The organism is Actinomycetospora sp. CA-101289 (genome assembly GCF_050955895.1).
In the GTDB taxonomy this organism is placed as follows: domain Bacteria; phylum Actinomycetota; class Actinomycetes; order Mycobacteriales; family Pseudonocardiaceae; genus Actinomycetospora.
This window is the reverse complement of record NZ_CP192093.1, coordinates 4,446,764-4,466,924: the sequence shown is the minus strand read 5'-3', so window position 1 is coordinate 4,466,924 and position 20,161 is coordinate 4,446,764. Positions and strand designations below refer to the sequence as shown.

The 20,161-nt window shown below is 74.7% G+C and carries 21 protein-coding genes and 2 tRNA genes; 3 read left to right on the top strand and 20 right to left on the bottom strand.

Annotated elements, in window-relative coordinates:
* Positions 1–12: 12 nt before the first annotated feature.
* The 13 genes from ACQPX6_RS22280 to ACQPX6_RS22220 form a co-directional block, all read right to left on the bottom strand.
* On the bottom strand, positions 13–825 hold the full coding sequence (locus tag ACQPX6_RS22280; RefSeq protein WP_433782588.1) for a DUF2182 domain-containing protein: 813 nt from the start codon (positions 823–825) through the stop codon (positions 13–15).
* A complete protein-coding gene (locus tag ACQPX6_RS22275; RefSeq protein ID WP_433782587.1) occupies positions 822–1,571 on the bottom strand; it encodes a DUF1326 domain-containing protein in 750 nt (249 codons plus the stop codon). The genes ACQPX6_RS22280 and ACQPX6_RS22275 overlap by 4 nt, the downstream gene beginning before the upstream one ends.
* A gap of 53 nt (positions 1,572–1,624) precedes the next feature.
* Positions 1,625–2,563, bottom strand: a complete 939-nt coding sequence (locus tag ACQPX6_RS22270; RefSeq protein WP_433782586.1) for a tyrosinase family protein — start codon at positions 2,561–2,563, stop codon at positions 1,625–1,627.
* A 1-nt stretch (position 2,564) separates the two neighbouring features.
* Complete coding sequence (locus tag ACQPX6_RS22265; protein WP_433782585.1) at positions 2,565–3,017, bottom strand: hypothetical protein; 453 nt, start codon at positions 3,015–3,017, stop codon at positions 2,565–2,567.
* Between the two features lie 863 nt (positions 3,018–3,880).
* A tRNA-Lys gene (locus ACQPX6_RS22260) sits at positions 3,881–3,953 on the bottom strand.
* Between the two features lie 62 nt (positions 3,954–4,015).
* A tRNA-His gene (locus tag ACQPX6_RS22255) sits at positions 4,016–4,088 on the bottom strand.
* A 76-nt stretch (positions 4,089–4,164) separates the two neighbouring features.
* Positions 4,165–4,539: a cupin domain-containing protein gene (locus ACQPX6_RS22250; protein ID WP_433782584.1), complete on the bottom strand. Its 375-nt coding sequence runs from the start codon at positions 4,537–4,539 to the stop codon at positions 4,165–4,167.
* An 87-nt stretch (positions 4,540–4,626) separates the two neighbouring features.
* Entirely contained in the window at positions 4,627–5,301 is a 675-nt protein-coding gene (orn, locus tag ACQPX6_RS22245; RefSeq protein ID WP_433782583.1) for an oligoribonuclease, read from the bottom strand.
* Between the two features lie 10 nt (positions 5,302–5,311).
* Positions 5,312–6,793 carry a PH domain-containing protein gene (locus tag ACQPX6_RS22240; protein WP_433782582.1) on the bottom strand — a complete coding sequence of 494 codons (1,482 nt, stop codon included), beginning with the start codon at positions 6,791–6,793 and terminating at the stop codon, positions 5,312–5,314.
* Complete coding sequence (locus ACQPX6_RS22235) at positions 6,790–7,296, bottom strand: PH domain-containing protein (RefSeq protein WP_433782581.1); 507 nt, start codon at positions 7,294–7,296, stop codon at positions 6,790–6,792. Before ACQPX6_RS22235 ends, ACQPX6_RS22240 begins: the two co-directional genes overlap by 4 nt.
* 58 nt (positions 7,297–7,354) lie before the next feature.
* Positions 7,355–8,980, bottom strand: a complete 1,626-nt coding sequence (locus tag ACQPX6_RS22230; RefSeq protein WP_433782580.1) for an AMP-binding protein — start codon at positions 8,978–8,980, stop codon at positions 7,355–7,357.
* Entirely contained in the window at positions 8,977–10,998 is a 2,022-nt protein-coding gene (locus ACQPX6_RS22225) for an SDR family oxidoreductase (protein WP_433782579.1), read from the bottom strand. The genes ACQPX6_RS22230 and ACQPX6_RS22225 overlap by 4 nt, the downstream gene beginning before the upstream one ends.
* A gap of 56 nt (positions 10,999–11,054) precedes the next feature.
* Positions 11,055–11,243: a hypothetical protein gene (locus ACQPX6_RS22220; RefSeq protein WP_433782578.1), complete on the bottom strand. Its 189-nt coding sequence runs from the start codon at positions 11,241–11,243 to the stop codon at positions 11,055–11,057.
* A 49-nt stretch (positions 11,244–11,292) separates the two neighbouring features.
* Between ACQPX6_RS22220 and ligD the strand changes: the two genes are divergently transcribed.
* Together ligD and ACQPX6_RS22210 are read left to right on the top strand one after the other, a co-directional pair.
* Positions 11,293–12,276, top strand: coding sequence for a non-homologous end-joining DNA ligase (ligD, locus tag ACQPX6_RS22215; protein ID WP_433782577.1), 984 nt, complete (start codon positions 11,293–11,295; stop codon positions 12,274–12,276).
* On the top strand, positions 12,273–12,899 hold the full coding sequence (locus ACQPX6_RS22210) for a CDP-alcohol phosphatidyltransferase family protein (protein WP_433782576.1): 627 nt from the start codon (positions 12,273–12,275) through the stop codon (positions 12,897–12,899). Before ligD ends, ACQPX6_RS22210 begins: the two co-directional genes overlap by 4 nt.
* 24 nt (positions 12,900–12,923) lie before the next feature.
* Here ACQPX6_RS22210 and ACQPX6_RS22205 read toward each other — a convergent pair whose 3' ends face one another.
* The 4 genes from ACQPX6_RS22205 to ACQPX6_RS22190 all read right to left on the bottom strand — a co-directional run bounded on the left by ACQPX6_RS22205 (position 12,924) and on the right by ACQPX6_RS22190 (position 17,324).
* Positions 12,924–14,432, bottom strand: a complete 1,509-nt coding sequence (locus tag ACQPX6_RS22205) for a phytoene desaturase family protein (RefSeq protein ID WP_433782575.1) — start codon at positions 14,430–14,432, stop codon at positions 12,924–12,926.
* Positions 14,429–15,553: a glycosyltransferase gene (locus ACQPX6_RS22200; RefSeq protein ID WP_433782574.1), complete on the bottom strand. Its 1,125-nt coding sequence runs from the start codon at positions 15,551–15,553 to the stop codon at positions 14,429–14,431. The genes ACQPX6_RS22205 and ACQPX6_RS22200 overlap by 4 nt, the downstream gene beginning before the upstream one ends.
* Positions 15,550–16,317, bottom strand: a complete 768-nt coding sequence (locus ACQPX6_RS22195; RefSeq protein WP_433782573.1) for a carotenoid biosynthesis protein — start codon at positions 16,315–16,317, stop codon at positions 15,550–15,552. Before ACQPX6_RS22195 ends, ACQPX6_RS22200 begins: the two co-directional genes overlap by 4 nt.
* 65 nt (positions 16,318–16,382) lie before the next feature.
* Complete coding sequence (locus tag ACQPX6_RS22190) at positions 16,383–17,324, bottom strand: YhjD/YihY/BrkB family envelope integrity protein (protein WP_433782572.1); 942 nt, start codon at positions 17,322–17,324, stop codon at positions 16,383–16,385.
* A gap of 181 nt (positions 17,325–17,505) precedes the next feature.
* Here ACQPX6_RS22190 and ACQPX6_RS22185 point away from each other — a divergent pair, with 181 nt between their 5' ends.
* On the top strand, positions 17,506–17,712 hold the full coding sequence (locus ACQPX6_RS22185) for a hypothetical protein (RefSeq protein ID WP_433782571.1): 207 nt from the start codon (positions 17,506–17,508) through the stop codon (positions 17,710–17,712).
* Positions 17,713–17,773: 61 nt separating this feature from the next.
* On the opposite strand, the gene ACQPX6_RS22180 is transcribed toward ACQPX6_RS22185, so the two are convergent.
* The 3 genes from ACQPX6_RS22180 to ACQPX6_RS22170 all read right to left on the bottom strand — a co-directional run bounded on the left by ACQPX6_RS22180 (position 17,774) and on the right by ACQPX6_RS22170 (position 20,114).
* Positions 17,774–18,253, bottom strand: a complete 480-nt coding sequence (locus tag ACQPX6_RS22180; RefSeq protein WP_433782570.1) for a hypothetical protein — start codon at positions 18,251–18,253, stop codon at positions 17,774–17,776.
* Between the two features lie 22 nt (positions 18,254–18,275).
* Positions 18,276–19,085, bottom strand: a complete 810-nt coding sequence (locus ACQPX6_RS22175) for a DUF2127 domain-containing protein (protein ID WP_433782569.1) — start codon at positions 19,083–19,085, stop codon at positions 18,276–18,278.
* An 84-nt stretch (positions 19,086–19,169) separates the two neighbouring features.
* Complete coding sequence (locus ACQPX6_RS22170) at positions 19,170–20,114, bottom strand: glycosyltransferase family 9 protein (RefSeq protein WP_433782568.1); 945 nt, start codon at positions 20,112–20,114, stop codon at positions 19,170–19,172.
* Positions 20,115–20,161 lie beyond the last annotated feature (47 nt).

Below are 20,161 nucleotides of genomic sequence, written 5' to 3'. Positions count from 1 at the left end.
GGGGCGGTGCGGTCAGACGAACGGGGCGGCGGGCAGGGCGCCGGTGCCGACGAGCACGGCGAGGGCGAGCAGCAGGACCCCAACGGGGCGGACGAGACGCAGGCCGCGGCGTGCGAGGCGCTCACCGACCATCACGAGGGTGAGCACCGCCATCGTGACGAGGCCAGCGGCGCCGGCGAGGACACCGAGTGCCATCAGCGCCCAGCAGCACCCCACGCAGCTCAGCCCGTAGGCCGTGCCCATGCGCGAGCTCTCGACGAGCGGCGGGTGGACCCCGCGCCAGTGAGCGAACGCGAAGCTGCGGGGGCTGCGGCACGCGCGCAGACACGCGTTCTTCAGCGGGGAGAACTGGTACGCCCCGGCCAGGAGCAGTGCGCCGACCGCGAGGACCTGGGGTCGGTCGCGGAGCCACGGCGCGGCCGCCGCCACCCGAGCGATCCCGGCCGACGCCCCGACGAGGACGGCCCCGACGCCGACCCAGACGGCGACGTACGCGCCGACGCCGGCGGCCACGAGGAGATGGGCCCGCGGTCGGCGGCGGACCAAGCCGGCGAGCATGCGCAGGAAGGGCAGCGCGGTCGGCAGCATCATGGCGAGGACCATCACGAGCCAGCCGCCGAGGAGGGCGAGGAACGATGTGCTGGCCGGGCTCGCCGCCGTTCCGTGATCGTGGGCGTGGTGGCCGCCGGGGTCGCCCGCCGAGGCGTGGAACCGCACCATCGCGACCCAGGCGAGGGCGGCGACGCCCAGGACGAGGCCGAGTAGGAGTGTCGCCCGCGGGGTCGAGGCGCGTGGCCCGCCTGTCCGGGTCGGCGTGGCGGTCACCGACCCGGGTGCGCGGGCTCGCGGCGCGGCTGCTGCCCCGCCTGCCGCCGTCGCCCGTAGTCGAACAGTCCGCGCATCCCGGAGCGGTTCGAGCGGTCCACGTACCCGCCCGGCAGCGACGGGAGGTTGACCCGGAACCGGGACGCGACCAGCGCTTCCACGCCCTCGCCGACGACGGCCAGTTCCTTGTCGAGCGCCGTGTGGTTCAGGGTCAGCGGTGCGACGCCGGCGCCGGCTGCGTCGTCGGTGTCGAAGGCCAGGAGGCCGCCGTGCGCCTCGAGTGCCCGGACGTCGGCGGGGGCGGCACCGTTGCCGTGGGCCGCGGGGTGGATCCGCACGCACCAGTTCGAGGGCCCGCCGGGCTCGCCCTCGATCTCGACACGCGCCGCGCGCGCGGCGAGGACGACGCCGTTGACCTCGGCCAGCTCGGCCAGGACCCCACCCTCCGGAGCCCGGAACGCGCCTTCCAGCGCCGGAAAGGCCGCCTCACCGTCCTCGACGGATCCGATGTCGATGAACAGGATCGAATAGCGCCCACCCTCAGGGGCGCGACGCCGACCGTTGTGGGTGGACACGCTCGCGATCCGCGCGCCGGAGACGTCCACGCCGCCGAGGGACCCCTCCTGAACGGCCCACGCGAAGAGTCCGGTGCAGTGGTTGTCGTCGGGTTCGTCGTCGATCCAGCACGGGCAAAGCGATTCGCAGTCGCACGACTCGATGAACCAGCCGCTGAGGGTGTCGGGCATGGGTTGACCCATTCCTGTTCCGTTGGACGGGAAGATGCGAGGCGCTCGCCGAGTCAGGGAAGGTCGTCGTAGGCGTAGAACGCGCCGACGTCGAGGACGTCCGTGGGCGTGACCACTTCCGAGATGAGGATCGAATACAACGGATCATCGCGGCGGTGTCCGAGCAGGGTGGTCGGGGCCGCTGAATCGGGGAGGTACTCCTCACCGTGATCACGCATCCACGCCTGCCATATCCGGTCGACGTTCGCGTGGTTGAGGAAGAACACCGGGTCGTTCGGGGAGGAAGCGATCCCCATGTCGCCACCGATCCAGACGTGCACCCGGTTGTGCAGGCTCGGCCCGTTCGGCCAGCCCTCGAGCACATTGCGGAACTCGCCCGACGACGAGTTCCACGGGAAGGCGTCGTACTCGTCCAGACCCAGGGTCGTGGCCACGTCGGCCACGGTGGGCAGCGTCGGTGCCATGGGGGAGACGCCCAGCCGCCGTGTGAGCGGGCGGCCGGCCTTCACCAGCCGGACCACCCCATCACTCACCAGACGGACCTCGAACTCGCCGCCCCGGAACGGGCCGTCGCCCACGGTGTCCCCGCTGCCCCCGATGCCGGCGTCGCTCCACAGTGGGGTCTGCGGCTGCTCCCCGGGCGCGAGCTCCCCGTCCGCCGCCCAGTCCCAATAGGGCACACCGAAGTCGGGCGACCCGAGCACCCGCTGCACCTGCATCTCCAACAGCAGCAGCATCAGGCGGTGCCACGGCAGGAAGGCCGGGCCGCTGTGCGCGGCGTTCCGATCGGCCTGTCCGGGCGGCGTCATGCGGCCCATCGCCAGGTGGTGCCAGACGATGAACAGGTCGTAGGTCGAGACCGCGTCCGCCGAGCCCGGGATCCCGAGCTGCGCCGTCGTGATGCCCGAGTTCTCCTCCTTCAACGCCAGGACGCCGTCGACGAAGGCCTTCCGCGCCTCGGGGTCCGACATGATCTCGCGACGAACGCCCATGTCACGCCCCCGCCCCGTGGCCGGCAGCGTGCCCGCCGTGGTCGTCCTCGCCGTGGCCGTGCCCGGCGTGCCCGCCCCCGACGAGGTCTTCCGCGCCGAATACGTCGATGGCCGCGCGCACGAGGTCGATCGCGGAGGAGAAATTCTGGGTGGGGAGTCCGTGGTAGTGCACGTGGCCGTCGTCGCCGACGATGAGCGCCACGTCGAAGGGCGATCCGTCGACCTCGATCTCGTACGAAGTGCGCACGATGATCTCATGGCCCCGGTGGTTCGCAGTACGGATATCCGTAAGGGGCTGATGGACGTGCGGAGAACCGGCCGATCGCAAGTCTTCCTGCGCTTCCGCGAGAGAGGTCAGAACGCGTTCCGGCTCGACCGAAGCGCGCAACTCCCGTGGTCCCAGCATTTCCCCCCCAAGCCGAGTTTCGTCCAGTTTCCTCATCTCAGCGGTCACGGGAAAGGTGGCTCACCCGATGGAACCAGTAAAGCGTAGGATTTCCGGGTGTCATTGATCGAAAATTGTCGGCGCAGTGCACTCGATCTGTCGCTCTTCGTAGCGGTATCCATCGGAGCAATATTCGTCCACATGGATGGTCCGATGTCCGGATGGAGGTCGCTAGGTTCGGCCGGCCGGTCGACGGCGGGAGGCGACCCTAGGGGGTCGGCCACGGTGGGCCTGCCTTCCCCCGGAGGGCCAGCTCTCCAGCCAGGTCCGTGAGCACCCGCCTCTTGCGGATGCGAGGTCGGTGATGTGGACCAGAAAGAAGCCGAGGTCGATCAGTCGCCTGACCCCTGCACCGTGCTCCCCGTGCTCACAGGACGTCCGTCCTCGAACATGGCGCCGGGCGACTCCTCGCCGAGGCAGCCGCTGCGGGAAAGTCCACGCCCCTGTCCGAGCTCGTCGGCCCCATCGACGACTCCACGATGCAGCGTCGGCTATCCGCACCGCATCGCCCGCGAGTGGCCGGGCGCTGGATCGGTCCCAGGACCCGTCCATGCTCCGTCCGGGTCCGCCATGCCCATCGAGGCGATTCGCCAGCGCCATGTGCGCGACTCGATCATCGCGCCGGCGCCTTCGTTGTCGACTCGCACCTCCCGCGATTTGCAGCCCGGCAGGCGGATGCGCGGGGCGATCAGCAGAGCGCATCCAGCGCCCATCGAGAGCCCGCGCGGGTACTGGCTCAGTCTGTCGACCATTGCGGAGGTGGCCGCGTAGATGATCTCCAACCTCGTCGTCGGCTAGAGTTAACGGCCGGTGAGAAGGGTCCGGAGTCACATCGAAGATCGCCCTGCAGGGCTGTGACCAGCCGAAAAGAGTGCGCCGTCAGGGACTCGAACCCCGAACCCAGTGATTAAGAGTCACTTGCTCTGCCCATTGAGCTAACGGCGCGTGATCGAGACTCTAGCAAGCCAGTGATCTCGATCCGACAGCGGGTGGTCCGCTGCCGTCCGGGTGAGTGACGGGACTTGAACCCGCGACACCTGGGATCACAACCCAGTGCTCTGCCAACTGAGCTACACCCACCATGGTCCCCCGGGTGCACTCCGGCGAGCCGTGGACCAGCGTACAAGCCGGGCGCGAGCGCGTTCGCACCGGCCCGTCAGGCGGCGGTCTCCGCGCTGAAGCGGTAGACGACGTCGCCGAAGGCGCTCGTCGGGAAGACGAACAGGACCCGCACCGGCCCGCCGAGAGCGTGGATCCCGTGCTCGACGTCGGGCGGGAGGCGGACGAACGACCCGGCGTCGACGGTCACCTCCTCGCCGTCCAGCGCCACCACGGCCTGCCCGGACAGGACGTAGTAGACCTCCGCCGCGGCGTGGCGGTGGCGGCCCATCCAGCCGCCGTCGGCGAGCTCGAAGACGCCGGTGGTGACGGCGTCGGTGCCGTCGTCGAGCAGGCACCAGCGCAGGCGGCCGCGGACGGGGTCGTCCCAGGTCTCCCACTGCTGGTGCGCGACGGTGGTCACGAGCGGCATCGAATCTCCTCGGGCGTGGGGGCGGAGCGCCCCCGGGCTCGAGGCGGAACGGGGCAGGGTGGCCGGCGGCGACCCCGGCCGAAACCGCTACATCCCCGGCGGCGGAGCCTGGCCGCCCGCGGGGCCGGACCCCGTGGACTCGGCGGCGACGACCCCGGCGCGGTCGTCGGCGACCACCGAGGCGGCCGCGGCCTGGGCTTCCTCCGACGTGGGCCCGGGCTGGGCGACGAAGGCGGTGCGGCGGTAGTACTCGAGCTCGCGGATGGACTCGCGGACGTCGGCCAGCGCGCGGTGGGCCAGGCCCTTCTCCGGCTGGGCGTAGTAGACCCGCGGGAACCAGCGCCGGCACAGCTCCTTGATCGAGCTGACGTCGACCATGCGGTAGTGCAGGTGACCGTCGAGCTCGGGCATGTCGCGGGCGATGAAGCCGCGGTCCGTGGCGATCGAGTTGCCGCACAGCGGCGCCGACCGGCCCTCGGGCACGTGGGTGCGGATGTAGTCGAGGACGAGCTTCTCGGCCTCGGCCATCGTCACCGTCGACTGCCGCACCTCGTCGGTGAGCCCCGACTTGGCGTGCATGTCGCGCACGACGTCGGGCATGGCGTCGAGGGCCTCGTCCGTCGCGTGGATGACGACGTCGACGCCCTCGCCGAAGGGCACGAGGTCGGCGTCCGTCACCAGCGCGGCGATCTCGATCAGGGCGTCGTGACCCAGGTCGAGGCCGGTCATCTCGCAGTCGATCCACACGAGGCGCGCGTTCACCCGACTGACCCTAACGGCGCACCAGCCGACCGGCCGCCCGGCCGTCGGTCAGGAAGGGCGTCAGCAGCCCGGGGGTGACGTCGCCGACGAGCTCGAGGCCCCGGTCGACGCCCACGTCGAGCACCTCGTAGCGCCCGCGCCCGGCTGCGGTGACGGCGTGCAGGGTGAGCAGCCCGGCTCGCCGCTGGGTGAACGTCTGCGTCAGGCGCCAGCCGATCACCCCGCCGCGGCGCAGGACGACGGTGCGGCGCACCCAGGCGCCCTGTCGGGTCACGAGGTGCGACGGTGTGAGCGCGTGGCCCAGCGAGCGGATGCGGTCGACGGTGAGCAGCGCCGCGAGGACCAGGAGCACGGGCACCACGACGGCGTCGCCGGGTGCCTCGGGACGGGCGAGCAGGACCGCGGCGACGACGACGGCCGGCGCGAACCCGCGGGTCACGCGCCGCAGCACCGCCGCGCGCGGGTGGCGGACCAGCGGCACCCGGGTCCCGGCGGCGGGCGGCACGCCGAGCACGCCCGCGGCGACGCGGTGGGCCTCCCTGCGCGGCATGGCGGGGCCGACGGCGCCGACGTGCTCGCCCTGCCCGTCGGCGCGCAACCCGGTCGTCAGCGCCAGCGGGCGAGCGCCGCGGCCCAGGCGCACGAGCAGCGGCTCGTCGAGCTCGACGCCGCGGATGCGGCGGCCCTCCAGCGACAGGGTGCGGCGCGTCAGCAGCCCGCGGCGCAGGACGAGGCCGCCGTCGTCGGCGCGCGTGAGGCGGTAGCCCCACCAGCCCTCGACGAACACGACGGCCGCGCCGACCACCGCCGTGACCAGCAGCGCGACCGCGCCGAGCCAGATCGGGGCGCGCCCGGCGCTCTCGCGCAGGATCTCCGCGTCGGGCACCCGCAGCGAGAACTCCTCGGCGAGCCGGAAGAGCCCGACCCACACGGCGCCGACGACGGCGAGCGCGGAGAAGGTCAGCGGGGCGAAGCGCACCCAGGTCCAGCGCAGGCGCGCGAGCTCGGGGACCGCGACGGCGTCGGGGTCGTCCGGGGTGGCGCCGCCCAGCAGCAGCGCGCGCAGCCGCTCGGCCTCGCCGCGGCGCACGGCGTCCAAGGTCAGCTCGGCGTCGTCGCCGCCCTCGCGCCGCCCGGTGCCGACGCGCACGACGGCGAGGCCGAAGAGGCGGTGCGCGGGGTTGGCGGTGAGGTCGGCGGTGCGGATGCGGTCGCGGTGCACACTGCGGTGGTGGCGGCGCAGCAGGCCCGTGCGCAGCTCGACGCGGTCGCCGCCGACGCGGTAGGTGGTGGTGAACCAGCGCGAGACCCCGAACGCCAGCACGGCGGCGGCGAGCACGAGCCCGCCCCAGAGCCGCCAGCGGTCGTCGGTCGAGCCGCCGGTGATCGCGATGACGAGCAGGACCGGGACGAGCTTGACCAGGTCGACGACGGGGTGCACGACGAGCATGCGCCGGTCGAGGTGCTGCCAGTCGGGGCCCGCCGTGGTCACGTGGCGTCCCCGCCGAGGGTCTCGGTGACGCGGGTGAGCCGGTCAGCCAGGTCCACCGCGTCGTCGGCGTCGAGGCCGTCGATGGCCAGCGCGCCGCTGGACGACGCCGTCGTCACCGTCACCGACGACAGGCCGAACAGGCGCTGCAGGGGGCCGCGGTCGGTGTCGACGGTCTGGATGCGCGAGATCGGGGCGATGCGCCACTCGAGCCGCAGCCACCCCGAGAGCGTGTGCACCGCGTCGTCGGTGACCTCCCAGCGGTGCAGCGCGTAGCGGACGCGGGGGACGGCGAGCAGGTGGACGACGCCGGCGACGAGCGTCACGACGCCCGTGACGAGCAGGACGTCGGCCACCTCGGGCAGGAAGAACGCGGCGACGGCCTGGGGGACGAGCAGGACGACGGTGCCGACGCCCGAGCGCAGCGCCCACCACGAGCGCGCGCGCCGGCTGACGCGGTGCGCCGGGGCACGCAGGCGCTGCGTGCCCGGCTCCGGCGTCGTCACGTGCCCAGTCTGCCTGCGAGGTGTGCGTGCTTGCCCGTGCTCAGGCACGGGCAAGCGCTCACGAGGCCGAAGGCCCAAGCTCCGACTTCAGCACCTTGCCGGTGTTGTTGCGCGGGAGCTCGTCGAGGAACTCGACGTCGCGGGGGCTGGCGAAGCGCGCGAGGTTGTTCTTGACGTGGTCGCGGACCTTGTCCGCGTCGACCGACGCTCCCGACTCGAGCACCAGGTACGCCGCGAGGCGCTGGCCGTACTCGTCGTCGTCGACGCCGACGACCGCGGCCTCCTTGACCCCGTCCATGTCGGCGAGCAGGTTCTCGACCTCGCCGGCGTGGATGTTCTCGCCGCCCGAGACGATCATGTCGTCGGCGCGCCCGGAGATGAACAGCAGGCCGTGGCGGTCGTAGTGCCCGAGGTCGCCGGTGCCGAGCATGCCGTCGACCTCCTCGGTCTCCCCGCGGCCGCCCGTGTAGCCGGTGAACAGCATCTCGTTGCCCACGAAGATGCGGCCGGTCTCGCCGGTGGACACCTCCTGGTCGTCGTCGCCGAGGATCTTGACGACGGTGCCGGCCGGCGGGCGCCCCGCGGTGCCGGGCTCGCTGCGCAGCTCCTCGGGCTTGGCGATCGACGCCCACGAGACCTCCGTGGACCCGTAGAGCATGTAGAGCTTGTCGCCGAAGGTGTCGAGGAACTCGGTGACCTTCGCGGGCGGCATCGCCGAGCCGGTGGCGGTGACCGTGGCCAGCGACGACACGTCGTACTTCGCCTTGACGTCGTCGTCGAGCTCGAGGATGCGCTGCAGCATCACCGGCACCGCGAACATCGACGTGCAGCGGTGGTGGGCGATCGCGGCGAGGGCGTCCTCGGGGTCGAACTTGCGGCGCAGCACCAGCGTCGAGCCCATCAGCGAGCCGATCTGGAACGCCGCGAACCCCCAGGTGTGGAACAGCGGCGCCGACACCAGCGCCGGCTCGCGGGCGGCGAGCGGGATGCGCGAGAGGATCGCGTTGACCGGCCCGATCCCGCTGATCGAGGGCCGCTCCGCGCCCTTCGGCGTCCCGGTGGTGCCCGAGGTCAGCACGATCGTCTTGCCGATCGGCGGCTTGGTGGGCAGGTCCTGCGAGCCGTCCGCCGCGATGAGGCCCTCGAGCGAGTCGTCGCCCCAGCAGCCGCTGCCCTCGGTCCACGCCCAGACGCGCTGGACGTTCTCGGGCACCTCCTCGAGGCGGTCGGCGAGGTCGGCGTCGGCGACCACCGTGGTGATCTCCTGCTCCTCGGCGACGCCCTTCATCTGCGACGGCGAGAGCCCGGTGTTGAGCAGGACGACGTCGGCGCCGAGCTTGCTCGTCGCGAGCATCGTCTCGATCGGGCCGCGGTGGTTGCGGCAGAGCACCGCGACGCGCGAGCCGGGGCCGACGCGGCGGTCGGCGAGCGCGCGCGCCAGCCGGTCGGTGCGGTCGTGGATCTCGCGGAAGGTCACCGTGCCGCGGTCGTCGATGATCGCGACGCGGTCCGGGTGGCGCCAGCGCGAGACGACGTACGCCGTCGTGGGCGTGAAGCCGTAGCGGTAGAGCGCCGTGGGGAACATGGCCAGCCGGTGCGGCGGCACCGGGGCGACGACGCCGGCTCCGGTCAGCAGCCGCAGCCCGGTGGCGAGCTCGGTGGGGGTGCCGAACGGGGTCTTCACCAGTGCACTCCAGGGAGAAGTCGGGCCATGGCCTGGGCGCCGCGGGAGAGCGGGCCCGTCTCGAGCATCCGTGCGTCGTCGTGGTCCGAGGACGAACTACCCTCGCGCGCCGCCGCCGATTCCGGGAACACCCGGTAGGCGATGTGCATGACGGCGTCCTTCAGGCGCGGCGTCAGCGCGGCCGAGACGGCGCCGAACGTGCCCAGGAGCGTGCCGACGTGCTTGGGCCGGTCGATCAGCGCGTGCAGCACCTTGTCCGCCGCCTCCTCGGGGGAGTCGGTGGGGAAGGCGTCGTACATGCGCGTCGGGGCGATCATGGGCGTGCGCACCAGCGGCATGTGCACGGTGGTGAACGTGACGCCCTCCCCGAGCACCTCGGTGGCCACGATCTCGGCCCACGCGTCCATCGCGGCCTTGCTCGCGACGTAGGCCGAGAACCGGGGCGGGCCGGTCTGCACCCCGATCGACGAGATGTCGACGATGTGCCCGAAGCGGCGCTCCAGCATGTGGGGGAGCAGCGCGAGGGTCAGCCGGACCGCGCCGAAGTAGTTGATCGCCATCGTGCGCTCGAAGTCGTGGAAGCGCTCGAGCTCGAGGCGCACGCCGCGGCGGATCGAGCGCCCGGCGTTGTTGACCAGCATGTCGATGCCGGTGTCCGGCCCCGCGTGATCGTTGATCATCGCCTTGACCAGCGCGTCCACCGACTCGCCGTCGGTGATGTCGCACGAGTACACCCAGGCCTGGCCGCCGTCGCGCTCGATCTGGGCCCGGACCTCCTCGAGCTCCTCGGTGCGCCGCGCGACCAGCAGCGGGACGCCGCCGGCGCGCGCGACCTTGAACGCGGTCTCGCGCCCGATGCCCGACGAGGCGCCGGTGATGACCACGCGGCGGCCCTGCAGCGGCCCGCCCTCGCGGTCGCGTCGGTGGCGGTTGGGGTCGAGGTGCTCGCGCCAGTACGCGACGAGCACGCCGGCGTAGTCGCCGATCTCGGGGAAGGAGACGCCGCTGCCCTCGAGGGCGCGGCGGGTCTCGTCGTTGGTGAAGCGGGCGCTGAACGTGAGGTGGGGGAGCACCTCGGGCGGGATGTCGAGCTCGGCGAGCGCGATGTCCCGCGCCGCCGCGACCGGCGTGAACTGCTGGGCGGCGGCGGCGCCGCGGCGCACGAGCGCGCCGACCGCCTCGGGCATCGTCGCCTGCAGCTGCGGGGCGCCGAGGGCCGCGGCGAAGGCGTTGTAGACCTCCGAGAGCGGCTGGGGGCGCGGGTGCACGAGGTGGAACGCGCGGTGGTCCAGGCCGGGCTGGTGGAGCAGGTGGACCATCGCGTCGGCCACCACGTCGACCGGGACGACGTTGGTGGCGCCGAGCTCGGGCACCGCGAAGCGCAGCGCGCTCGGCAACCGCCCGAGCAAGGAGATCGCCGTGAGCAGGTAGTACGGCCCGTCGACCTTGTCCATCTCGCCGGTCTGCGCGTCGCCGACGACGACCGCGGGGCGGTAGACGCGCCACGGCACCGACGATTCCTCGCGGACGATGCGCTCCGCGGCGTACTTGGTCTCGTGGTACGGGTTGCCGAAGGTCTGCCCGACGTCGAGGTCGTCCTCGGTGAAGGTGCCCTCGTACTCCCCGGCCACTGCGACCGACGACACGTGGTGCAGGCAGGTGGCGCCGATCTTCCCGGCCACCTCCACCACCCCACGCGTGCCGTCGACGTTCGCCGCGCGGTTGGCCTCGTCGTCGGCGGTGATGTCGTAGATCGCGCCGAGGTGCAGGACGTGGTCGACGCGGCCCGCGAGCCCGTCGATCTCCGCGTCGTGCAGGCCCAGGCGGGGCTGGGTGAGGTCGCCGACGACGGGGACGACCTTCTCGTGGCCCTCGGCGTCCGCGAGGCGCCGCAGCAGCCGGTCGCGTGAGCCCGCGCGCACCAGCGCGTACACCGCTTCGCAGTCGTCGCGGGCGAGCAATCGGGTCAGGACCTTGCGTCCGAGGAACCCGGTACCGCCGGTCACCAGATACCGCATGGCGGAGGATCGTGGCACAGCGTCGGTCAGGTCGCCACGTCTCGGTTACCCGCCGGTCACCGCTCGGGGTCGGCCATCTCCTCGACGTCCTCGTCGACGTGGTCGCCCTGGGCCGCCACCTGGTCGGTCGTCTTCTGCTCGCGGGGCTGCGCCGGGTCGAGGCCCTCGACCAGCGCCTGGTCCTCGTCGTACTCGGCGACGTAGCGCTGCTGGATGTCCGCTGCGTCCTCGCGCTGCTCGCTCATGGGGCGACGGTAGGGCATCGCCGCGGGCCGGGCCGGGTAGGAGGACGGGATGCGTGACCTCCCCTCCGAGCTGCAGCGTGCGCTGCGCCGGGCTGACGGGGCGGGGTTCCGCGCGCCGATGCTCGCGACGCTGTCGAAGGAGCACCCGCCGGGCGAGGGGTGGGTGTTCGAGCGCAAGCTCGACGGCGTGCGCGTGATCGCCACGCGCGAGCGAGGCCAGGCGCCGCGGCTGTGGTCGCGCAACGAGAAGCCGATGGACGCGAGCTATCCCGAGATCGTCGAGGCGCTCGCCGCCCAGGGCCCGGAGCGGTTCGTGCTCGACGGCGAGATCGTGGCCGCCGACGGCACGTTCTCGAGCCTGCAGGCGCGCATGCACGTGGCCGACGCCGAGCGGGCGCGGCGCACCGGCGTCGAGGTCGAGGCGCACCTGTTCGACCTGCTCGTGGTCGACGATTCCGACGTCACCGCGCTGCCGCAGTCGGCGCGGCACCGGCTCCTCGACGACGCCGTGGCCTTCGACGCGCCGCTGTTCCGGTCGCCGGCGCTCGCGGGCGATCCGTCGGCGCTGCTCACCCAGGCGTGCGCCGACGGCTGGGAGGGGCTGATCGCCAAGCGCTCCGACGCCCCGTACGTGCTCGGCGGGCGCAGCCGCGACTGGCTCAAGCTCAAGTGCGTGCGCGACCAGGAGTTCGTCATCGGCGGCTGGACCGACCCGTCGGGCTCGCGGCGCGGGCTCGGCGCGCTGCTCGTCGGGCACCACGACGGGTCCGGGGCTTTGCGGTACGCGGGCAAGGTCGGCACGGGGTACGACGCGGCGGCGCTGACGATGCTGCGCGCGCGGCTGGACCCGCTGGCGGCGGAGGGCTCGCCCTTCGCCGACCGGGTGCGGGAGTCCGGGCAGCACTGGGTGCGCCCGGAGCTGGTGTGCGAGGTCGGGTTCAGCGAGTGGACCACCGACGGCCGGCTGCGGCACCCGCGCTACCAGGGTCTGCGCGAGGACAAGGACCCCGCGGACGTCGTGCGCGAGCAGTGAAGGACTTCCTCGCCCGCTGGTCCGCGGCGCACGGGGGCATCGAGCCGCGCGGGGTCGTGCTCGGGTGGCTGCGGATCGTGCACGTCGTGGCCCACCCGCTGGCGCGCCGGCGCGTGCCGCCGTGGGTGCTGACCACGGCGTCGGGGGTCTGCGGGGTCGCGGTGCCGCTCGCGGTGCTGGCCGGGCGCTGGGGCGCGCTGACCGGGGCGGTGCTGGCGGTCGGGTGCGCGCTCCTGGACGGGCTCGACGGCGCGGTCGCCGTGCTCACCGACACCGCGTCGGCGTGGGGGCGGGTGCTCGACCCGCTCGTCGACCGCGTCGGCGACGTCGCGTTCCTCGTGGCCCTGGTGCTGGCCGGGGCGCCGGGGTGGCTCGCGGTCGGGGTGGGCGTGCTGACGCTGCTCCAGGAGTCGGTGCGGGCGTCGGCACGCCTGCCCGACGTCGGCGTCGTGAGCGTGTGGGAGCGGCCGTCACGCGTGATCGTGGTGTCGCTGGGCCTGCTCGGGACGGCGGTGACGCCGAGGCTGCCGGTGGCGACGATCGCGGTGGCCGTCGCCGCGGTGCTCGCGGTGGTGGGCTTCGTCCAGGTGACCGTGACGGTCTACCGCCGCCTACGTGCGTGATCTTCTGAGCTATGGCTCAGAAGATCACGCACGTGGGGACAGGACCAGGCGCGCGGTGATCTCGGCGGACAGGGTGACCAGGGGGAGTCCTCCGCCGGGGTGGGAGGAGCCGCCGACGAGGTGCAGCCCGGACACCGGGGAGCGGTTGGCGGGGCGCAGGAACGCGGCCAGCGCGCCGTCGGACGAGGTCCCGTAGATCGACCCGCCGGGGGAGAGGGTCTCGCGCTCGAGGTCGGCGGGGGTGCGCACGACGCGGTGCCGGATCCGGTGGCGCACGTCGACGCCGCGCTCGGCCATCAGGTCCAGGATGCGGTCCGCGTACCGCTCCGCCAGGCCCGGCGCGTCCCAGTCGACGCCGCGCCCCGGGTCGTGCCGCGGCGCGGTGACCAGCACGAACCACGCCTCGCTGTGCTCGTCGGGGCGCAGCGCGGGGTCGTCGGGCGCGTGCACGTAGACCGTCGGTGCGGCCGCCGGCGCGGAGCCCCGGTAGGCGTCGAACTCCGCGTCGTACGCCGCCCGCGACGCCGGGAAGAGCACGCGGTGGTGCGGGGTCGCCGGGTCGCGGCCCTCGAGCCCGAGCAGCAGCACGAACCCCGACGACGAGGGCGTCGTGCGCGCCAGCCGCCACCGCGCCGTCGCGCCGACCCCGCGCGGCAGCAGGCCGGGCCGACCCGCGCCGCCGTACACCGTCGCCGCGTCCGCGTTGGCGACGACGTCCCCGGCCGGCAGCGCCTCGTCGTCCGTCCGGACCCCGGAGACCCGCCCGCCCGCGACGTCGATGCCCGTGACCCGGGTCCCGGTGCGGATCTCCACGCCCAGCGCGCGGCACCGGTCGGCGACGGCCTCGGCGAGCCGGCGCAGCCCGCCGCGCACGTACCAGGACCCGAACTCCTGCTCGACGTACGGCACGACGGCCAGCGCGGCGGGCGCGCGCCGCGGGTCGGAGCCGGAGTAGGTGGCGTAGCGGTCGAGCAGCATCCCCAGCCGCTCGTCGCGCAGGTACCGCGCGCCGACCCCGCGCAGGCTGCGCCACGGCGCGACCGCGGCCAGGTCCCGCACGCGCAGCGAGAGCCGCGCCAGCCCGGCCGGCGACACCGGCGACTCCAGGAAGTGCTCGTGGGTCGCGTGCCAGGCCCGCTCGGCGTGGCGCAGGAACGCCTCCCACTGGGCCCCGGCCCCGTCGCCCAGCGCCGCGTCCAGCGCCGGCCCGATCGCCGCGCGCTCTCCCGGCACGTCCACCTCGACCCCGTCGCCGAAGCGGTAGCGGGCGGCGACGTCGAGGCGCTGCAGGTCGAGGACGTCGGACAGCGGGGCGCCGGTGTCGGCGAAGAGCCGCTCGAGCACCGGGGGCATGGTCACCAGCGAGGGGCCGGTGTCGAAGCGGAACCCGCCGACCTCGACGGTCCCGAGCTTGCCCCCGACGCGCTCGGCCTGCTCGAGCAGCGTCACGCGGCGCCCGCCCGCGGCGAGCCGCGCGGCGGCGGCCAGCCCGCCGAGTCCGCCGCCCACGACGACGACGTGCGGGTCGGTCACGCCGCGGCCGGCTGCTGCCCGGGCGCGGCCTCGACCGGGCGCCCGCGCCAGCGCAGCGTCCCCGCCCGCCGCCGTCGGAACGAGTCGACGGTCAGCCCCGCCACCGCGAGCACGGACACGGGGTGGGCGACGGCGTCGCCGGCCCGCATCCCCGTGCGGCGCGCCGCCAGCGCCCGGCTGGCGACGCCCGCGAGGTAGCCGACGAGGCCCACCCGCGACCCGCCCAGCGCCGCGACCGCGGGCACCACGTGCACGAGACCGAGCAGTGCGAGCACCCCCACCGCCCCGCCGCGCGAGCCGAACGCCGCCCACAGCGACTTCGCGTAGCCCTCGCGCAGCTCGCCCGCGCCGCGGTACATCCGGCACGTCGCGACGTCGGTGCCGTCGGCGACCACCCCGCGCCGCCCGGCCCGCTTGAGCGCGCGCAGCAGGCCGATGTCGTCGAGGACCTCGCCGTGGGGGTGCCCGTCCGCCGCCCGGTACGCGGCGGCGTCGACGGCGAGCACCTGGCCGTTCGCAGCGGCGAGCGTGGGGCGCGGCGAGCGCTCGGCGAGCCCGAGCGGCAGCGTCGCGAGCCACGACCACGCGAGCAGTGGCTGCACGAGGCGCTCGGCCGGGCCCTCGGCGAGCTGGTGGGGGTGCGGCGAGACGAGGTCGAGCCGGGCGCGGCGCAGCAGGTCGACGGTGCCCGCGAGGCCGTGCGGGGTGACGAGGACGTCGGCGTCGACGAAGACGTACACCCCGGTGTCGGGGTGCGCGGCGCCGGCGAGCTGGTGGCACGCCCAGGGCTTGGCGAGCCACCCGGCCGGGGGCGCGACCCCGTCCAGCACCCGGACCCGCGGATCGCCGAGCGCCCGCACCCGCGCGCCGGTGCCATCGGTCGAGCCGTCGTCCAGGACCAGCACCTCGACCGGCGCGGGCCAGCCGTCGACGGCGGCGAGCAGCGCGCGAACGCAGTCGCGGATGCCGGCGGCCTCGTCGCGGGCCGGCACGAGCACGGCGACGCACTCGGCGGGCGGGGCGGCGGCGGGGTCGGGGGTGCGCAGGCGCCGGAGGTTGTCGACGGTCAGGCCCAGCGACGCGAGCGCCAGGGTCGTCCCGACACCGACGAGCGTCCTCACGCCGGGACCCGCGGGCCGGAGCCGTGGCGGCGCAGCACCACGAGCAGCGGCACCCCGACCAGCCCCATGAGCAGCCCGCCGACCAGCGCCACCGACGGGCGCCCGAAGAACACGGCGGCGGCCATCGTCGAGGACAGGAAGGTCCAGGCCCACAGCGCCAGCGGCAGGCGGTCGTCCCCGGCGTGCGGGGCGGGCACGACGCGGTCGAGCGCGGCCATCATGAGCAGGGCGACCAGCAGCCAGCCGGCGAAGTTCGACACCGGGATGCCCGGCACCCCGGGCAGGGTCGGCGTGGGGTCGAGCCAGTACCAGTGGCCGGCCTCGACCATCTGCGGGTCGAGGAACACGTCCCAGGTCGCCAGCGCCCAGGCGCCGAGCACGATCGTGACCAGGCGCGGGTGGCGCGGGCGCAGCGTGGCGACGAGACGCCGGCCGACGATCAGCGACGGGTAGGCCATCATCGTCCAGGCCGCGGGCACCACCACCGGGACGCCGAGCACGGCCGGGCCGAGCGAGCCGGTGTAGCGGTACTCGCCGAACGGCAGGCCGGTCGCGAGCCCGACGGCCTCGACGAGCAGACCCCCGCCGCCGGCGACGAGGACGAGGCCGGCGGCCGCGGCCGGGCCGCGCGTCAGCAGGGCGTGGGCCACCGAGGCGAACGCGAACAGCGCCACCGCCAGCACGGTCAGCGCCGGGGTGCCGCCGCCGGTGAGCGGGAACGCGATCTGCACCCCGACGACGCCCGCGCCCAGCGCCCAGGGCACCGCGTGCAGCGTCGCGCGAGCCGGGGTGCGGGGACGGACCGCCGGTCGGGTTCGCGTCGCGGGGCTCACCGTCCCGCCCCGACGGCCACCGCCGCGGGCGAGGGACGCGGGTCGTCCGGGGTCGGCCCGTTCTCGTCGGGCGCCACGTCGGACACGGGCTCGCCGTGGCCGGGGGACCGACCCCGCAGGCGCCCGTCGAGCGCGTCGGTGGCGGCCCAGCCGGTGAGCAGCAGCACGTGCAGGACGAAGAGCCAGAGCCCGATCGCCACCGTGGCGCCGACGACGTCGAGCCCGCCGAAGGGCACGCCGACGTCGATCGGGATCGCGAGGAAGAGCAGGAAGCCCTGGAGGAAGCCCGAGATCACCGCGGACGTGCCGAAGGCGCCGACGAGCGTCGCGACCCACCCCGGTCCGCCGGGCGCGACGACCCGGAAGCCCCAGGCGATCACGACGCCGATCGCGACGAAGGAGACGTGGAACGCGACCACCACCTGGCCCAGGGTCCCCCCGACCCCGCCGATCCGCGCGAAGTGCGCGAGCAGCGGTGCGCTGGCGAACACCCCGAGCGCGAGCACGGGCACCGCGAGTACCAGCGGCAGCAGGCCCAGGCGCGCGCGCCAGCCGGTGAAGCGGTCGCTGCGCGGCGAGAGGCGCAGGCACGCGCGGCGCAGACCCTCGCCGTAGAACGTCGCGGGGAAGATCGTCACCAGCGCGCCCCAGGGCCCGAGCTCGAGGCCCGCGCGCACGAGCCCGTCGTACACCGAGCGCGCGCCCATCTCCGGGGGCAAGAGCAGGCGCAGGTCGGCGAGGTGGACGGCGACCGTCGCCGGGGAGCTGATCAGCGCTGCGCCCCACACCGCGAGCAGCAGCCACGGAACGACGCCGAGGCCGGCGAAGTAGGTCAGTCCGGCGGCGACGGCGGCCAGGTCACGGCCCCGCAGGGTCGCCGCGACGTCGCGGGCGAGCTCCACCGGCACGGACGTCCAGGAGGGGCGGCGGCTCGGCACCGGGCCTGCGTACCCGTCGCCCCCGCACGGCAACCGAGGGCCCCGGTGGCGCCGCACACGGATCCCACAGCGGCCGATGATTCCCGCCCGCCGGCACCGGTCGGGACCCCGTGAGGGCGGGGAGAGGCCCCGCCGGCAGCCGGAGGAGGACGGGTCATGAGCCCGCGACAGCGCACGGGGGGTGCTCCTGCTCGCGTCGGTCACCTCGCTGATGTGCGCCCTGGACACCCTGGTGGTCTCGACCGCCCTGACGAGCATCCGCGCAGACCTCGGCGGCGGCGTCGAGGCCCTGGAGTGGACGGTCAACGCCGCCGGCGCCGTCGCGGGGGCGTTCGTGCCGGGACGGCGGATCCCGGAGCCGGTGGCGCCTCAGGGGTGCCGGGCGTAGGCGTCGACCAGGCAGTACAGGCCGTAGGCGGCGAAGCCCACGCCGACGACCGCGAGCACGGTCACGCCGAGGTGTGGTCGGCGAGGGTGCGCAGGGCGATGTCCAGGCCCCCGACCTGCTCGGGGTCGTCGCGCCACACGGCGATCAGCCCGAGGACGGCGACGGCGCCGAACGCGACGGCGCGTGTCAGGTTCCCCACCGCGCCCAGCCAGCGCGCGACGCGGCGCAGGCGCGGGGAGAGGCGCTCGGGGACGAGGTCACCGAGGAACGTGGCGCGGATGCCGGTCACCGCGGTGGAGATCGCCGTGACGAGCACGACCACGGCGGCGGCCAGGACGAGCGAGCGTCCGCCGGGCAGCGCGAAGGCGCCGGCGGTGACGGCGCGCAGGGTGTCGGCGTCGGCGGGGTCGCGCAGCAGGTAGCGCACCCCGAGGAAGGCGACGCCGCCGACGCCGAGCGCCTTGGCCAGCGCGCCGATCCGCTTGCGCCAGCGCAGCCCGCGGCCCTCGACCCAGCGGCAGCCGACGGTGGCGGCGCGCACCTGCCGTGAGGTGTGACCGACGTCAGCGCGCGGTCAGCCGATCGGTGCCGGGACCGGCGCGCTCCACCGCCGCCCAGCCGGTGTCGTGGGCCCGCTCGGCGGCCTCGGCGCGCCCGCCGCCGCGCAGCCCGAACAGGCGCTTCGCGACGAGCAGGTAGACGACGACGGCGAGGTTGACGAGCAGTGCGAGGATCTTCGTGGGCGTCGGGCCGTGGGTCAGCTCCCAGACCTCGGGCACCAGCAGGACGGTGGTGGCGACGAACGTCAGGTACTCCGCCCACCGCTTCGCGTACCATAGCCCGACGGCCTCGACCGCCTCGAGCACGGCGTAGGCGATGAGGACGGCGGCCAGCCCGTAGAGCGTGCGGGCGGGGACCTCGAAGGCCCGCTCGGCCTCGACCAGCAGCGTCGGGCCGCCGTGGCCGACCGGGCCGCCGAGCGTGGCCTGCAGGATGCCGAGGATCTGGGCCGCGGTGGGGCCCCACGCCTCGCGGTAGGCGGCGAAGAGCAGGACGACGGTGCCCAGCAGGGCGAGGCCGACGACGTGCAGCGCGCGGTCGAGGGCGATGAGCCGCAGCACGTAGCGGTCGCGCAGGGGGCGCCCGCGCAGGGGGACCTCGATCTCGTCCTCGCCGGGGACGGTGTCCCGCGCCGGCTGTGGCGGGACTCCCCGCGGCACCCACGCGTCGCAGCGCAGGCACCGGTGCCAGCGCAGGCCGGCGGTGTCCTCGCGCACGAGGAGCGCGTCCGCGTCGCGGACGGTGGCCGCGTCGGTGCCGACGAGCGCGTGCCCGTGCAGCGCACAGCCGAGCAGCTCGTAGCCGACCTTCACACGAGGTGACTCTAATTCGTCGCGGCCAGGAGATGCGCACGTCAGCGCTCCTCCGTCGCCCTGTCCTGCGATCTCCGGCGCGGGTCACGCGCGGACGACCCCGGGCAGGTGCGGGATCGCGGCGAGGACGTCGTCGGGGGTGACCGCGAGCAGGGCGGGGTCGGGGTCGTCGGCGAAGCGCTCGCCGCGGCGGACGGCGTCGTCGCCGAGCAGGACGTGCGGCCCGCCGGGCGGCGGACCCCACTGGGTCGGGGGCACGGGGCCGAACAGGGTCACCGAGGGCGTCGCGAAGGCGGTGGCGACGTGGCTGATGCCGGTGTCGCCGGCGAGGACGAGCGAGGCGGCGGCGACGAGGTCGAGCAGGCCGGCGAGGTCGGTGCGCCCGCCGAGGTCGGCGTCGGGCGGCAGGCCGGCGCGGGCGACGACCTCGCGGGTGAGGGGGCGCTCGTCGGGCCCGCCGGTGACGACGACGGCGTGGCCGGCGCGGCGCAGGGCGACCGCGCAGGCGGCGAAGCGCTCGGGCGGCCAGCGCTTGGACCCGAAGGCGGCGCCGGGGTGCACGATGACGGGCCCGCCGGTGACGGCGCGCCCACCGGGAAGGCGCAGGTCGTCGGCGCGCGCGGCCGCGGTGGCGGGGTCGACGAGGCCGGTCGCGGCGAGCAGGTCGCACCAGCGGCGGCGCTCGGGGCGGTCGGGGTCGTCGGTCCACGCCGGGCCCTCCCAGCCGGGTGCGGCGTGGCCGACGCGCCGGCGCGGGGCGAGGGCGTCGAGGCGCGCGTGGCTCTCGGGGCCCCGGCCGTGGAGGTTGACGGCCACATCCGTACGTGCGTGATCTTCTGAGCTATAGCTCAGAAGATCACGCACATGGACGTCCACCGCCTCGATCCGCTCGACCAGGGGCGCCAGGGCGGGCGGGGCGACGAGGGCGATCTCGTGGTCGGGCAGGGCCCCGCGCAGCAGCCGCAGGGCCGGGACGGCGACGAGCAGGTCGCCCAGGCCGAGGTCGCGCAGGACGAGGGCGGTGGGCACGTGTGAGTGCTTTCCCGTGTCAGGGGCCGGGCAAGCGCGCACGAGCG